A 14239-nucleotide genomic window follows, 5' to 3' on the forward strand; every position below is an offset into this window, starting at 1 on the left:
GGTTGGGTACAGCCTCACCTGACCGGGGAGCTCTATCTAATCAAACAGAGCAGATGGAGAGATACAAGGTTGGGTGGAGCAGCGCGATACCCAACATTGCGTGTGATCAGAACATTTCAGCAGGCTATGCTCGGTGTTTCTGGTCATTGATAAATCGAAGTGTAAATCTCAAGGCGAATGAAATGCCTCTGTTGGGAATCGCTGCGCTCGTCCCAACCTACGTTGGCTGGTGGAGCGTATGGATTTTGTAGGTTGGGTGGAGCCAAAGGCGATACCCAACATATCCGCTGCGTCTCGGTTATTCTGATATTTGACGAACTGCAATAGAAACCTCAAGGAGAACAAAATGCCTCAGTATATGATTACCTATCTGGGTGGAAATCAGCCGTCCAGTCCAGAGGAAGGCAAGCAGCATTTTGCAAAGTACATGGAGTGGATAGCATCACTGGGCGATGCGGCGGTGAGCCCGGCTAATCCCCTGAAGGCTACGCAAACCGTGAACCCGGATGGAACGGTGACGTCCGGTGGCATGACTGGAATGTCGGGTTTCACATTGGTTGAAATGGCGTCGATGGAAGATGCGCTGGTGGTGGCGAAACGCTGCCCGTTTTTGGATATTGGTGGTTCGTTAGAAGTCTCTGAACTGATGCAGATGCCTGGACAGAAGTAGATGTGTTGCTTGGGTTAAACACGGAATATCCAGCAGTTGGTATCTACCAAGCGTAAAAAGCCCCTGCAAGCAGGGGCAAAAGACATCACGCAAGGTAGTGACAATCAACGGTAAAATCGGATGTTTAATATCCCATTAGCAGTTTCGGCAGGAACAGTGATAGCTCTGGCACAAAGGTCACCAGGAACACCATCGGTAGGTGACCGAAACAGAGGAATTTGAGGGTTGGTGTAATGTACCGATCCAACGATAGCTTGCTGACTCCGCCTGCCATATAGAGCATCGGCGCACACGGCGGCGAGACATTCCCCAACCCCAGATTGACACCTACCACGGCGGCAAAGTGGATCGGGTCGATCCCCAGCTCATTGATGATCGGCAGGAAGATAATCGCGGCTAATACGCTGCCAGAGATATCGTCAACGATCATGCCGATCAGCAGCAAGAGTACGTTAATCAGCAACAGGATGACGTATTTGTTCTCTGATATCTGCAGTAGTGCTTGTGCCAGATCGCGCGGTACTTGTTCCAGTATCATCGCGCGACTCATGATGAACAGGAAAAACAGCACCGCCATGATGGAGCCGGTCATGGTGACTGCACGGATAGTCACAGCGCCCAAGCTGCTCAGTGACATCCCCTTGTAGATGAACAACCCAACCGGAATGGCATAGATCACCGCGATCGCGGCTGCTTCGGTAGGCGTTGCGATCCCGCTGTAGATAGCCCCAAGAATAATCAGTGGCATCAACAGGGCGAAAGCCGCGCTGTAGCCGGTTTTTACGACGCCTTTTGCGGCCTGTTTAAACGGCAATGGCGGGTCGACCTGAATATCCGGATTGTTTCGCAGGAACCAGATGTTCAGACCGCAGTAGAGCAATGTCAGTAAAATGCCCGGAATGATCGTGGACAGGAACGCGGCCCCTACCGACACACCTCCGGTGATTGAAAAGACAATCATCGGAATGCTGGGTGGAATCAATAGTGCCAGTACGGATGAACAGGCCACCAGTGCTGTGGCATGACCCGCGGGATAACCTTCGCGCACCATACGTGGAATCATGATCTGGCCGACCGCTGCAATCGCTGCGGATGAGCTGCCGGAGATCGCACCAAACAGCGCACAGGTCAGCACCGTCACGGCACCTAAGCCGCCTTTGATCCGACCAACAATTGAGTTCACAAAGTTCAGCAGGCGTTCTGATATTCCGCCTTCTGCCATTAGGAGGCCGGCGAATATAAACAACGGCAGGGCAAGCAGGGCAAATCCGCTGGCGGTTTTAAACCCGTGGGGGATCAGAAACGAGATGTTGTTGCCGGTAGTAAAGGCAAATAGCACCGCACCGATGCCAAAAGCAAAAGCCACCGGGATTTCGATCAGGATCAGGACGATGACGATGAGCATCGAGATCAGAAATAAAGTCATCGCTCACACCTCCGCTTGTTGCTGTGATTGGCGGGCACGACGGGTGCGGCGCAGGTAACGGAATTCATTGATGGTTTCGAGCAGGAAATAGCCGACCATCATCGCAAAGCCAACGATCATGCTGGCGCTCCACAAACCACGTGGCCAGCGTAAATTGACACTCAGGCGGCCTCGATCCAACTCTTTAAGCGCATATTTGCAGGCGAAGTATCCGAAGATAATGGCGGCGATCATGCAGGTAATTGAGCCAATAAAGCGGATAACACCCACTTTGTACGGATCTTTTACGATCAGGCTAACGATGCCGCCGTGGATATGTTCACGTTCACGGGTGGCATAGCCCATGCCGAGAAAATAGATCCATACCGCCAGTAGAATGGAGGCTTCTTCGATGCCGGTGAAAGGCGATTCCAATACGTATCGCATGATCACTTGCGAGAACATCAATACGGCAAGGCCGAGACCCGCAAGCAGCATCATGCTGCGGAAGGTCCAGTTCAGCAGTCGCTCAAACCGCATCAGGACGCTATCAACCTTGTGATTGGCCTGATTAGGAATGGCATGAAGATGAGGAGGAATAGGGTGCGCGCTCAGGTCTGGATCGTAATCGTAGATCTTAGCTTCACCCACAGATTTATAGGGTGCAGAGAGTTTTTCTTGTTGCATGGCGCTGGTCCTGAAAAGAGAATCCGGGAGGGCGCGCCCCTCATCTGATCAATGGCCTGCATAGTTGGGTCTGCAGGCTGGCGAGCATCCGAAGGGCGCTACCGGAAGGGTTAAAACCCGTTCGGATTATTTGATGCCAGCGATATCCCGCATCATGGTCATGATCTCTGGTCCGACAGTTTTCTCCATGAACGGCCATTCTTCTGCGTACAGGATTTTCTTGGCTTTGCTCATGTCTTCTGGGCTCAGTTCGACCACTTTAACGCCTGAATCACGGACTTTGTTCAGGAAGCCTTCGTCAATTGCCTGTGCTTCATCCCACACTTTGGCCATGGTGGCATCGGCTGCACTCAGCAGCTTTTGGCGCTCATCCGCAGGAAGTTCTTCTAACCAGCTTTTGTTCACCACCCAGAAGGCGTGCTCGAAGTAATCCTTGGTCAGGATGTAGGCTTCGATGACGTCACGCATCTGCCAGATCTCAACGGAAGGTGCGGTACCGCGAGCGTCAATGGTGCCGAGCTGCAGGGCGGTGTACAGCTCAGAGAATGGCATTGGAACCGGGGTGAAACCAAAGCTTTTGAAACGCTCGATACCGATTGGAATAGGCGGTACGCGAATCTTGATACCTTGTGCATCATTCGGGAAGCTGGTTGGTACTTCGTCGATCCCTTTACGTGTCGCGATGGAGCCGAAACCCGTTGGAATAACACCCAGGACCACCAGATCCAGATCATTCAGGATCTCGTTGTATACATCGGTCATCTTGCCGTTAGGGCCGTAAACCTCGCGGGCTTCCTTCCAGTCATCAACCACATAGCTCAGCCAGGACAGATCCAGACGTGGATCGTACTCAGATGCGCCAAAGCTCATGGTCATCGGTACAACCCCTTCCATGCTCTGCTCGAAGATCGATGCCCAGTCGCCCAGATCACCACCCGGATGGTAGTCGACCTCGATGGTGGAGCCTTGAGCTTTCAGCTGATTGGTAAAGGTTTCCGATGTCAGGTGGAAGATATGATCCGTTGGATAAGCATGCGCCAGCATCAACTCTTCAGCCTGAGCAGACTGGGTAAACGGCATCGCCATTGCTGCGGACAGTGCGCAGACAGACAAGGTAGATTTGAGCGTAGTTCTAATTGTCATAGTGACCTCTGATTTTTATTTTTGTCATGTGGGCCCGATACGTTTACTGGATCATGGATCGCAGTATTGTCAGAGCAATCCCATGCCTCTGCCAAAGGTGTGGGGTGCTGTAACGCTTGAGATCAATATAAGTTTTGGAAAGATGGAGCCAATAGACCCAACCCGAACCAGAAATGTGGTTCCAGTCTGAAAGGCCCGTCGTGTAAGGCTTTTGGGGGAGTGTTTGTGTTGGGTTGTCGTGCTGAATGCAGGATTAGGACCGCGAATGGTACCAGTGATGGGAATGTTGTTGGTGGTGTGCCATGGGAAAATTATTGGATATTCCGGGCGCAAATGTGTTGCAGGAATATGTGTTGGGAATCGCTGCGCTCGTCCCAACCTACGGGGATTGAGGTGGTCTGTAGGTTGAGCAGCGCGATACCCAACATAGGAAATGGGTACTGAATTTAATTCAGTCCCCATTAAAAATAGTGATCGATTTCTGATGAGTTCTGATACCTAAGGCGGAAGATATTTTGGTTTGGTGAAGTGAATGGGTGTTTGGTATACAGGGCGTAACTGTGTTGCAGGATATGTGTTGGGAATCGCTGCGCTCGTCCCAACCTACGGGGATTGAGGTGGTCTGTAGGTTGGGTGGAGCAGCGCGATACCCAACATAGGAAAAGGGGACTGAATTTAATTCAGTCCCCTTTTTTAGTCGAATTTAATTCAGTCCCCTTTTTTAGTCCTTTAGTCAGCTTTAGGCACACTCATTACGTTAATTCGCGGATAATCTTCGCAAGGCGATCGATGCCCGGCCTGATGCGCTCGGTGGCGATTGATGAATACCCCAAGCGGAAAAAGTTGAGCGGAGGGTCATCTTGCTGGAAATAAATATCACCCGACTCAATGACTACGCCCTTGTCTAATGCACGGCGTTTTAACTCACGCGCATCCAGCCCTTCAGGGCCTTTCACCCAGTAGCAGGAACCGCCAAACACCGGTGGTTTTGCGGATTCAGGCAAGCAATCTTGCAAGGCATCGCCCACTTCTTTCCAGCGCTCTTCGTAAGCTTGTACGATGTTACGAATCAGCGAATCGTGGTAACCACGGGAGAGGAACAGACCCACCGCGCGTTGGTTGTTCATCGGCGGGTGGCGCAGCATCATTCGGCGGAATTCGCGTAGCTCGCGGATCAGCTCTTTTGGACCGACAATAAAGCCCAGTCGCAAGCCCGGTGACAGCGTTTTCGACAGACTGCCGAGGTATATAACCCGGCCATTCTTATCCAGACTTTTCAGCGCAGGCGTTGGGTTATCGGTGAAGGTGGTTTCGCACTCATAGTCATCCTCGATAATGAGGAAATCATCGCGCGATGCTTGCTCCAGCAGCTCACGGCGGCGCTCCATCGGCATGGTGACCGTGGTGGGAAATTGGTGACTGGGGGTGGTAAAAATCAGGTCGCAGCCGGTGAGCTGATCTCCGGTTTTCAGGCCCTGTTCGTCCACCTCCAGCGGTCGGGTCTTTGCGCCGCTATAACAGGCCATACGAACGAGATCAGGATAGCCGGGGTTTTCCAATCCGAAGGTGGAGCCTTTGCTCATCAATAACTGCATCAACATGTAGAGTCCATGTTGTGCGCCGACGGTGATCAGAATCTCCTCGGGATCGGCCCATACCGCACGGCGCGGTAACAAGCGGCTATGGATCTGTTCGATCAACAATGCATCATCGTCGTCGTAACGGTCACCGGCCCATTCACTGATCGCACCAACCGTGACGGATTCCTTACAGCATTCCCGCCAATGGTGTGTGGGGAACATCTTCGGATCAAGCTGGCCGTAGATAAACGGGTAGGGGTAATCACGCCAGCGATGCAGCTTATTGAGCTTGTGATCGGTTGGGCGGTGTTTTAGGTAGCGGTTCCAGTCAGGCGCATTTCCGTTAACGGCTTCGGTAGCGTCTTCGTCCAACTGTGCGCTGCTTTTCAGCATTTCGGGATTTACAAAGAATCCTGCGCGCGCCCGCGATACCAGATAGCCATCGTCCAGCAGATGTTCATACGCCAGTATCACGGTATTACGTGATACACCCAGCATCTCGGCCAGCTTGCGAGTCGAGGGCAGTGAAAGCTCGGGTGGGATATGACCTTCGATAATCGCCCGACTGATCTGCTCGCGAATCTGCTGTTGCAGACTGCAATCGGCATCGGGGGATAGATGAAAGAGGTGTTGCAGCATGTGGTGCTCCCAGAACCTGAGCTTCTTTTTATTATGCCTTTAAACTAGGCGCATGGAGCATATAAGAGTAGTACCAGCACTACCAGACATCTGGTTCCATTTTGGGTTGTTGTGCCTGTTTAAGGCAAATGGGTGCAATCCGAATCAATTGAGATCCCGATTAGCGCTGCGTTTGAGCGCTGCTGAGGTCAATACCTGGAGGGTGCTAAGCGCAAGACAGTGTGTTGCAGGATTTGACGTCGATTGTCTGCCTCAGCATCGCTTAACAGTGCTAAATTGCTCTATTGGCGGCGAGTGCACGTACGATCTTGCCCAGCATTGTTTGAACCGTATGCCCTGTATCTCTGCATAGGCGGCAACAAGGAGTTTGCGTGGAAAGTGTTATCTCAGTACAAGCGTTGGACAAAACCTATGACTCTGGTTTTTCTGCGTTACGAAATGTTCATCTCGATATTCATAAAGGTGAGATCTTTGCACTGCTTGGCCCCAATGGTGCGGGTAAAACCACGTTGATCAGTATCATCTGCGGCATTGTGAATCCAACCGTAGGGACGGTTAAGGCTGATGGCTACGATATCGTCAAGGACTACCGCAAAGCGCGAGGCAAGATTGGATTGGTGCCGCAGGAACTGTGTACCGATGCCTTCGAAAGTGTCTGGGCCACCGTGAGTTTTAGCCGTGGTTTGTTTGGTAAAGCACCGAACCCTGCCTATCTGGAGCAAGTACTGCGTCAGCTCTCTTTATGGGAGAAAAAAGACGCGAAAATCCGTGAGCTGTCGGGCGGTATGAAGCGCCGTGTGATGATCGCTAAGGCGCTGTCCCATGAGCCTGATATTTTGTTTCTCGATGAGCCGACAGCCGGTGTCGATGTGGAGCTGCGCCGGGACATGTGGGAGATGGTGCGTGAACTGCGCGAGCGGGGAGTGACGATTATCCTTACCACCCATTACATCGAAGAAGCGGAAGAGATGGCCGATCGCATCGGTGTGATCAACAAGGGCGAGATTATCTTGGTTGAAGATAAAAGCGTGCTGATGGATAAGCTTGGTCAGAAGCAGCTGCATCTGACGTTGGATCATCCGTTGGAGGAGATTCCATCTGGTCTGAATGGCGCGTCACTCGCGTTAGGCGAGGGCGGACACACGTTGATCTACAGCTACGACAGTCATGACGATAACGTCGGTGTGGCCAATTTGTTGAGTAATCTCAGTACACAAGGCATTAACGTGAAAGATCTCCACTCCACCGAAAGTTCGCTGGAAGATATTTTCGTGAATCTGGTGAAGGAGCACTGAGATGAATCTATACGCAATTCTGGCGATCTATAAGTTTGAAATGGCCCGTACCTGGCGCACGCTGATGCAAAGCATCGCATCGCCGGTTCTTTCCACGACGCTCTACTTTGTGGTGTTTGGTACGGCGATTGGCTCTCGCATGGGTGAGATCGACGGCGTGAGTTACGGCGCGTTTATCATTCCGGGGCTGGTGATGCTGTCGCTGCTGAGTGAAAGTATCTCTAACGCCTCTTTTGGTATCTTCTTCCCGAAGTTCTCCGGCACCATTTATGAAGTATTGTCAGCGCCCGTGTCACCGTTTGAGATTGTCGCGGGATATGTTGGTGCGGCAGCGAGTAAATCTATGTTGCTGGGGTTACTGATTCTGGCGACTGCGCGGATCTTTGTGGATTACCAGATCGAGCATCCGGTTTGGATGATCTGCTTTCTGGCGTTAACGGCGGTCACCTTTAGTCTGTTCGGTTTTATCATCGGCATCTGGGCGGATGACTTCCAGAAGCTGCAGGTGATCCCGCTTATGGTGATTACACCCCTGACGTTTTTGGGCGGCGCATTCTATTCGATCAATATGTTGCCGGAACCGTGGCAGTCGATCACTCTGTTTAATCCGGTGGTGTATCTGATCAGCGGTTTCCGCTGGGCATTTTATGGTGTGGCAGATGTGCATATTGCCGTCAGCTTTGGTATGACTTTGTTCTTCTTAACGCTCTGCCTGACCGGCATCTGGTGGATCTTCCGTACCGGTTATCGGATCAAGTCTTAACGCCTGCCCACGTTTCCCCTGAAGGCGTTTTGACTTTGTGCCTTCAGGGTTCAACAATCCCATCAAACGCCCCAATCCTGTGACAGGGCATAAAGGACTATTTCGGAGGCAGAATGAAAACAGTCGGTTTGTTAGGTGGTATGAGTTGGGAAAGTACGGTGGGTTATTACCGGGCGATCAATGAGGGGGTAAAGGCGCAATTGGGAGGCCTGCATTCTGCGAAGATTGCTATGTATAGTGTGGACTTTGCGCCGATAGAAAAGCTGCAACACCAAGGGGACTGGGACGGAACCGCTGATATCCTGATTGACGGTGCGCTGAGTGTTCAGTCAGCTGGTGCAGATTTCCTACTAATCTGTACTAACACCATGCACAAAGTCGCGCCGTCAATCGAAGAAGCCTTGGAAATACCCGTCCTGCATATCGCTGATGCCACCGCCGAAGTACTGCTGGATCAGGGAATCAAAACCGTGGGTTTGTTGGGCACGGGCTTTACCATGGAGCAGGATTTCTACAAAGGCCGTCTGAGCGAGAAGTACGGTTTAAACGTTCTGATTCCCAGCCAGCCAGATCGTGCGATCGTGCATCGGGTTATCTATGACGAGCTTTGTCTCGGTAAGATCGAATCCGACTCAAAGGCCGAATACCTCCGTATCGTTCAACAACTCTCCGATGAGGGCGCAGAAGCTGTGATTCTGGGCTGTACCGAGATCGGGATGCTGGTGCAGCAGGCCGATACGGCGGTGCGTTTATTGGACACAACGGCGATACATGCTCAGAAAGCGGTGGAATTTGCGCTGAAGTAAAACAGCATAGCCTTTAGATGCTCAAGGAGAATGCAGTATGTACGAATGGAAACGATTTGAAGAGCTCTCCGCGGCTGAAATTTATGAAATTTTGCGGGTGAGGCAGGAGGTGTTTGTCGTTGAACAGAACTGTGTATACCAGGACATAGACAGCTTAGATCAAGTCTCGTGGCACTTGTTTGCTCAAACAAACAACGGAGGTAATTCTGTCCAAATCCTTGCGTATTTACGTGTCGTTTTTCCTGGGCATAAATATATAGAGCCGTCTATTGGTCGCGTTTTAACCGCAAAGGAGGCTCGGGGGCAAGGCAGTGGAAGGTTGCTGATGGAAAAGGCGATGGAATTGCTGAAGGCTGAGTTTCCAAAACAAGAGGTTAGAATTTCTGCTCAGAAATATTTAGAGGCGTTTTATTCGGACTTCGGTTTTATGCCTGTATCTGAGCCTTACGATGAAGATGGAATACCTCATATCGAAATGGTAACCGCTATGGAGCGACACGCCCGTTAGGGCAAAAGCCGGCTCGTCTTATCGGTTGGTTTATGCTCGACGATGAATACGAAGAATGTGATCAAAGCTCATGCTGTAGTTTCCTCCGTCTACTTTATCTCTTACTCCCCGATTTACTGCATTGGGGTACCGTTTGTCGAACAACGTTCAGTTGTGTTGGGGCATTTTGCAAATCATGTTTGATTGAACGTAGATGTCTCGGATCGGGCCGAATATTTATCATTGAATATCAGATAGATAATGTACTGCTCTTAAAGTGGTACAGCAGCACGGCTGTTGGCACATTATTGTGTCGCAAGTACGGTTGATTCGAGTACAGCAGCAGCTTTCAGCAGCCAAAATGGTGTAACATGCAGGTAATTACACTGGGTCACAGGCACTGACTAATGACCGGGAAACAAGCATGTTTCTGGCGTCTTTATCTTATAGTGGTCTGCTTACTACCAAACCAAGGTTAATTAATTTCACGGATACTATGAAAAACATATTCTTCCTATTTGCTTTATGCATGCACAGCTCATGGGCTATGGCTGGCATTACACTGTTTAAAGATGAAAATGGCAAAACCAACTGGCAGCATCTGGCAAACTGGAGCAGCGGTACGCTGATCATCATTTTATCGATTACGGCAGTGTATCTGTTTATCGCACGCCGCAAAGCATCCCGCGCAAATCGGGAGCTAACGGCTATTCGTAAAGAACTGGAGCTTCGCGTTCAGGAACGAACAGCTACGTTGGATGAGTCCAATAAACTGCTGCAGGAAAGCAACAGTGCGCTGGAATCAGAGGTTGCCGAGCACATCGTAACATCCGATCAGTTGCGCTCTTCAGAGTCCTATATCAAAGACATTCTGACCTCAATGCCGTTGATGTTGGTTGGCTTGAACAAAGACGGTCGCGTGACTCAGTGGAACCGACGCGTAGAGGAACTTTCCGGTGTGTCTTCTGAAGAGGCTTTAGGGAAAACGTTATGGGAAGCGTATCCAACCATGACGGTTGTTCCTGAGCATATCCAGCAGGCGATTGAGCAGAATAAAACGATCCACCTGAAGCAGAGCATGCGCAGCCTGTCGCATTTCGACATTACGATCTACCCACTCAAAGGCGATGAAGCGGGTGTGGTGATTCTGGTTGATGATGTCAGTAAGGAAAAAACAGCTGAGAATATGCTGATCCATAATGACAAGATGTCATTCATGGGTGAGGTCGCTTCCACGATGGCGCATGATATCAATATGCCGCTGCAAGCGATCCTGATGGATCTGAAGCGCTTTAAGAACATTCTGGCGGATAGCCATCAGCAGGGTGCCGGAAACGCCACGCAGACACAGCTGTTGGATGAGATATTCATCGATATGTCCAACAAAGGTGATCAGGTTTCTAAGATTATCAATAACTTGCTGACGTTCTCTCGCAGTCGTGAGAAAGAAAAACAGACGGCCGACATTGTCGATGTGATGGAGCATACGGTCGAGCTGGGTAAAGAGGTAATCTCTGTCGAAAATGGTTTGTCGTTCCATCAGGTAAAACTGGAATGGAGCGTCGAAAAGAATCTGCCACAGGTGCCATGCTATATCACCGAATTGCAGCAGGTTTTCTTAAGCTTGTTCCGCCATGCATGTGCGTCGTTGCAGCGCCGTTCAGCGGACAGTGATTTTGTACCAACTATCAAGATCATCTTGTCTGAGGGCTATGATAGCTTCTGGATCAAGATTCAGCACAACGGCATCGGTTTGAGCAACGATGAGCAGATGGGATTATTTGAGCCGTACTTCAGCGACAACCCGGAAGCAGAAGGTTTCGATGCAGGTCAGCACTTGTCGTTCTCCTACTACATCATCACTGAGCAGCATCAGGGACACATGGCGGTTACATCTGATCCTGAGCTTGGATCAACCTTCCATATGCAGCTGCCGATTTCGCCGTAAAGATAACGGCCACTCATAGCAGGGGCCAGAGAAGCATTTAGGGGTAGGCGCCGCCTACCTCTAGTGAGAGTGCTTCATGGTTCCCTAGCGTATAACTCGTGTATTGTTATTGAACTAACTACCTGATTATACTGCCCTTTAACTTCTCTCCCAGAGCACACCAACATGCCTAAAGCCAGTGAAATAAAGAAGAACACCGCCGTTGAGATTAATGGTGAAGCTTACATTGTTCGTGATATCGAACGTTCAGTACCACAAGGGCGTTCCGGTGGTAGCCTCTATCGTATGCGCATGTATAACGTTGCGACTAACGGCAAGATCGATGAAACCTTCAAAGATTCAGATATGTTGAGTCTTGCTGATCTGGTACGACGTGCGGTGGTGTTTTCGTACTCTGATGGCGATGAGTTTGTGTTCATGGATAGCGAAGATTATTCGTCCTACAGCCTGAACAAAGATGATCTGGCGGATGAGCTTCTGTTCATCACGGACGATACCCCAGGGTTGCATGTCGTTCTGGTCAACGATGCGCCTGTGGCGCTGGATCTGCCGGGTGTGGTTGAGCTGGAGATTGTCGAGACTGATCCATCGATTAAAGGTGGCTCTGCAACAGCGCGCACGAAGCCCGCTAAGCTTTCAACCGGTCTGATTGTGCAGGTGCCAGAACATATCTCTACAGGTGATCGTATTAAGGTGAATGTGGAAGAGCGTAAGTTCACCGGCCGTGCAGAATCCAAATAAGTTTTACGAGCTTTATCACCTTTTTTGAAAACAGGTGCTTGTGTTTCTTTGGCCTCTTTGAAGAGGGGCTGAGGTTTTGTTTTCAAGATCAGGTATCAGGCTAATCCATAAGGCACCTTACGAGCATCTGGGAAAACCCTGGTGATCAAAAGGTGCCTTATGCTTTGTGATCATCAGCATAGGTAAGTCAGTATGTATGGAACGTTGTTACTCCTGCACATTCTCAGCGCGACTATTTGGACGGGCGGGCATATTGTTCTGTCGGTAGTGATTCTGCCAAAAGTGCTACGGGAGCGTTCTCCGGAGCAATTGCTGAGCTTTGAATCGGTATTTGAAAAAATCGGTATGCCGGCCCTGATTGTGCAAGTTGTAACCGGATTGATGCTTGCGCACCGATTGGTTCCTGATGTGAGTCAGTGGTTTGATATGACCAATCCCGTCTCGCATGGTATCGCTGCAAAACTGACGCTGCTTGCGCTTACATTTGGTTTTGCAATTGATGCCCGGTTTAGAGTTATTCCGGTGCTCTCAAAAAACAACCTTGTTGATATGGCGTGGCATATTATACCGGTCACGCTGTTTTCAATTTTGTTCGTTGTGGTGGGTGTCTCTTTTAGAACCGGCTGGCTGTATTGATGACTGAAGGGGCAGTGATATTGTCCACGTGCAGGTGTTGATTGAACTCAAGGAGTATTTTCCTTGAGTTCAATCGGTTAAGCAGCTTTGAAGCGCGCCCTCAGGTTATCTCTCAGATCTTCATAGTTCAGCAAAATCCAGAAATTCAGTCCAATCATAAAGCCTACAAACGAAAACAGCTGGAGTGGTACAACAAAGCTGATCGCATCGTTGACGAAGGTGACCGGCCAGGTGACCAGCAAAGGGATGTCGGCAACAAAGATCGCGCCGAGGGTCAGGCTATAAAAGTTAACGCGGTTCTTTTTAACAAGAAGGCGAAAAAAGCGATAGCCAATAAAAAACTCATAGATGTATGCAACAGGAAGACTGGCGATCGACATGCCAATGAACAGTCCAAGATAGGTTAGGATTCCGTCATCCATATTGAAACCCGAGATATCGGCGATGTATGCGTAGAGCGCGAACGCAAATGGCGTTATCAATGGTGCCCACGCTAAGGCTCGACTTTCGTTTTTCATAACTGTCCCGCTGGTAGGATCTGGTTGCTCATGAACGATGGTTCATTAATGTCATGGCATAGTACCTTAAGGACCGCTTTACGAGGTATTTTCGGCCATTGTGTGTGATCAGGGTCAACTCAGGTTGTATAAACTGACCATGATGTTCAGATTTCTGGCGTGCATCTCGATGCTAAACGCAGGGTTAATACCAATACCCTGTGTCGATTTAAGATTCCCTCAGGGGATATTCTGAAACCTTATTGATCAGGCGGAAAATGATGACGACCGAATTTGTAGGGCCGGATGGTGAGCCACGTTGTCGTTGGTGTGGTGGAGCCCCTGAGTTTCTGGATTATCACGACAACGAGTGGGGGTTCCCCGTTGATGATGATCAGCGCTTATTTGAGAAGTTATGTCTGGAGAGCTTCCAGTCTGGCCTCAGCTGGCGAACGATCCTCGCTAAACGCGAAAACTTCCGTGCTGCGTTTAATGGGTTTGATTTTAATCAGGTCGCTGATTTCACCAACGCTGACGTGGAGCGGCTACTCCTGGACGCCGGGATCGTGCGTCATCGCGGTAAGATCGAAGCGGTGATTAACAACGCAAAACGGGCACAGGAACTGGTCGAAGAGCATGGATCACTGGCCGCGTATTTTTGGCGTTATGAGCCAAAACCTGAGGACTTGCCTGAACCTCAAACCGCGTCTACATCCGAAGAGTCGGTTGCCTTATCGAAAGCGCTAAAAAAGATGGGGTGGAAGTTTGTCGGTCCAACTACCGTGTTTGCGTTTATGCAGGCGATGGGGTTGATCAACGATCATGCCAAGGGCTGTGTTAGCCGAAGCAAAGCTGCGGTGATTCGCAAGCGCTTTAAACGCCCGGGAGCGTCATCAGGCGGCTCGTAGATTCGTTCGGTAAGGCTTCCTATCCGACGAGCTC

14 protein-coding genes are annotated in these 14239 nt (G+C 50.3%); 9 read left to right on the forward strand and 5 right to left on the reverse strand.

Annotated elements, in window-relative coordinates; translation table 11 throughout:
- Window positions 1-346 precede the first annotated feature (346 nt).
- On the forward strand, window positions 347-670 hold the full coding sequence (locus tag IOQ59_RS20725) for a YciI family protein (protein WP_193955391.1): 324 nt from the start codon (window positions 347-349) through the stop codon (window positions 668-670).
- A 124-nt stretch (window positions 671-794) separates the two neighbouring features.
- Here the strand turns inward: IOQ59_RS20725 and IOQ59_RS20730 are convergent, their stop codons facing one another.
- The 4 genes from IOQ59_RS20730 to pdxR form a co-directional block, all read right to left on the reverse strand.
- A complete protein-coding gene (locus tag IOQ59_RS20730; protein WP_193955392.1) occupies window positions 795-2096 on the reverse strand; it encodes a TRAP transporter large permease in 1302 nt (433 codons plus the stop codon).
- Between the two features lie 3 nt (window positions 2097-2099).
- Window positions 2100-2762, reverse strand: coding sequence for a TRAP transporter small permease (locus tag IOQ59_RS20735; RefSeq protein WP_193955393.1), 663 nt, complete (start codon window positions 2760-2762; stop codon window positions 2100-2102).
- A 126-nt stretch (window positions 2763-2888) separates the two neighbouring features.
- The gene (dctP, locus tag IOQ59_RS20740; RefSeq protein ID WP_193955394.1) at window positions 2889-3905 is read right to left on the reverse strand and encodes a TRAP transporter substrate-binding protein DctP; all 1017 of its coding nucleotides are present in this window, start codon (window positions 3903-3905) and stop codon (window positions 2889-2891) included.
- 752 nt (window positions 3906-4657) lie between these two features.
- Complete coding sequence (pdxR, locus tag IOQ59_RS20745) at window positions 4658-6124, reverse strand: MocR-like pyridoxine biosynthesis transcription factor PdxR (RefSeq protein ID WP_228051071.1); 1467 nt, start codon at window positions 6122-6124, stop codon at window positions 4658-4660.
- A gap of 371 nt (window positions 6125-6495) precedes the next feature.
- Between pdxR and IOQ59_RS20750 the strand changes: the two genes are divergently transcribed.
- The 7 genes from IOQ59_RS20750 (at window position 6496) to IOQ59_RS20780 (ending at window position 12800) form a co-directional block, all read left to right on the forward strand.
- On the forward strand, window positions 6496-7419 hold the full coding sequence (locus IOQ59_RS20750) for an ABC transporter ATP-binding protein (RefSeq protein ID WP_193955395.1): 924 nt from the start codon (window positions 6496-6498) through the stop codon (window positions 7417-7419).
- A gap of 1 nt (window position 7420) precedes the next feature.
- Window positions 7421-8182, forward strand: a complete 762-nt coding sequence (locus IOQ59_RS20755; RefSeq protein WP_193955396.1) for an ABC transporter permease — start codon at window positions 7421-7423, stop codon at window positions 8180-8182.
- A gap of 113 nt (window positions 8183-8295) precedes the next feature.
- Window positions 8296-8988, forward strand: coding sequence for an aspartate/glutamate racemase family protein (locus IOQ59_RS20760; protein ID WP_193955397.1), 693 nt, complete (start codon window positions 8296-8298; stop codon window positions 8986-8988).
- Window positions 8989-9025: 37 nt separating this feature from the next.
- Window positions 9026-9496, forward strand: coding sequence for a GNAT family N-acetyltransferase (locus tag IOQ59_RS20765; RefSeq protein WP_193955398.1), 471 nt, complete (start codon window positions 9026-9028; stop codon window positions 9494-9496).
- Between the two features lie 526 nt (window positions 9497-10022).
- A complete protein-coding gene (locus IOQ59_RS20770; protein WP_228051072.1) occupies window positions 10023-11423 on the forward strand; it encodes a PAS domain S-box protein in 1401 nt (466 codons plus the stop codon).
- 165 nt (window positions 11424-11588) lie between these two features.
- The gene (gene efpL / locus IOQ59_RS20775) at window positions 11589-12164 is read left to right on the forward strand and encodes an elongation factor P-like protein EfpL (protein ID WP_193955400.1); all 576 of its coding nucleotides are present in this window, start codon (window positions 11589-11591) and stop codon (window positions 12162-12164) included.
- 192 nt (window positions 12165-12356) lie between these two features.
- Window positions 12357-12800: a CopD family protein gene (locus IOQ59_RS20780; RefSeq protein ID WP_193955401.1), complete on the forward strand. Its 444-nt coding sequence runs from the start codon at window positions 12357-12359 to the stop codon at window positions 12798-12800.
- A gap of 77 nt (window positions 12801-12877) precedes the next feature.
- Here the strand turns inward: IOQ59_RS20780 and IOQ59_RS20785 are convergent, their stop codons facing one another.
- Window positions 12878-13318 carry a hypothetical protein gene (locus IOQ59_RS20785; protein WP_193955402.1) on the reverse strand — a complete coding sequence of 147 codons (441 nt, stop codon included), beginning with the start codon at window positions 13316-13318 and terminating at the stop codon, window positions 12878-12880.
- 260 nt (window positions 13319-13578) lie between these two features.
- Here IOQ59_RS20785 and IOQ59_RS20790 point away from each other — a divergent pair, with 260 nt between their 5' ends.
- Window positions 13579-14205, forward strand: coding sequence for a DNA-3-methyladenine glycosylase I (locus IOQ59_RS20790; protein ID WP_193955403.1), 627 nt, complete (start codon window positions 13579-13581; stop codon window positions 14203-14205).
- Window positions 14206-14239: the final 34 nt, after the last annotated feature.

Source organism: Pontibacterium sinense (genome assembly GCF_015209595.1).
Lineage (GTDB): Bacteria > Pseudomonadota > Gammaproteobacteria > Pseudomonadales > Balneatricaceae > Pontibacterium > Pontibacterium sinense.

What these genes read in the sequence shown, in the direction of transcription:
- IOQ59_RS20785 (WP_193955402.1), bottom strand. Translation starts at nt 13,318, where the DNA reads ATGAAAAACGAAAGTCGAGCCTTAGCGTGGGCACCATTGATAACGCCA.
- IOQ59_RS20770 (WP_228051072.1), top strand. Translation starts at nt 10,023, where the DNA reads ATGGCTGGCATTACACTGTTTAAAGATGAAAATGGCAAAACCAACTGG.
- IOQ59_RS20730 (WP_193955392.1), bottom strand. Translation starts at nt 2,096, where the DNA reads ATGACTTTATTTCTGATCTCGATGCTCATCGTCATCGTCCTGATCCTG.
- IOQ59_RS20780 (WP_193955401.1), top strand. Translation starts at nt 12,357, where the DNA reads ATGTATGGAACGTTGTTACTCCTGCACATTCTCAGCGCGACTATTTGG.
- IOQ59_RS20755 (WP_193955396.1), top strand. Translation starts at nt 7,421, where the DNA reads ATGAATCTATACGCAATTCTGGCGATCTATAAGTTTGAAATGGCCCGT.
- dctP (WP_193955394.1), bottom strand. Translation starts at nt 3,905, where the DNA reads ATGACAATTAGAACTACGCTCAAATCTACCTTGTCTGTCTGCGCACTG.
- IOQ59_RS20725 (WP_193955391.1), top strand. Translation starts at nt 347, where the DNA reads ATGCCTCAGTATATGATTACCTATCTGGGTGGAAATCAGCCGTCCAGT.
- efpL (WP_193955400.1), top strand. Translation starts at nt 11,589, where the DNA reads ATGCCTAAAGCCAGTGAAATAAAGAAGAACACCGCCGTTGAGATTAAT.
- IOQ59_RS20760 (WP_193955397.1), top strand. Translation starts at nt 8,296, where the DNA reads ATGAAAACAGTCGGTTTGTTAGGTGGTATGAGTTGGGAAAGTACGGTG.
- pdxR (WP_228051071.1), bottom strand. Translation starts at nt 6,124, where the DNA reads ATGCTGCAACACCTCTTTCATCTATCCCCCGATGCCGATTGCAGTCTG.
- IOQ59_RS20735 (WP_193955393.1), bottom strand. Translation starts at nt 2,762, where the DNA reads ATGCAACAAGAAAAACTCTCTGCACCCTATAAATCTGTGGGTGAAGCT.
- IOQ59_RS20790 (WP_193955403.1), top strand. Translation starts at nt 13,579, where the DNA reads ATGACGACCGAATTTGTAGGGCCGGATGGTGAGCCACGTTGTCGTTGG.
- IOQ59_RS20765 (WP_193955398.1), top strand. Translation starts at nt 9,026, where the DNA reads ATGTACGAATGGAAACGATTTGAAGAGCTCTCCGCGGCTGAAATTTAT.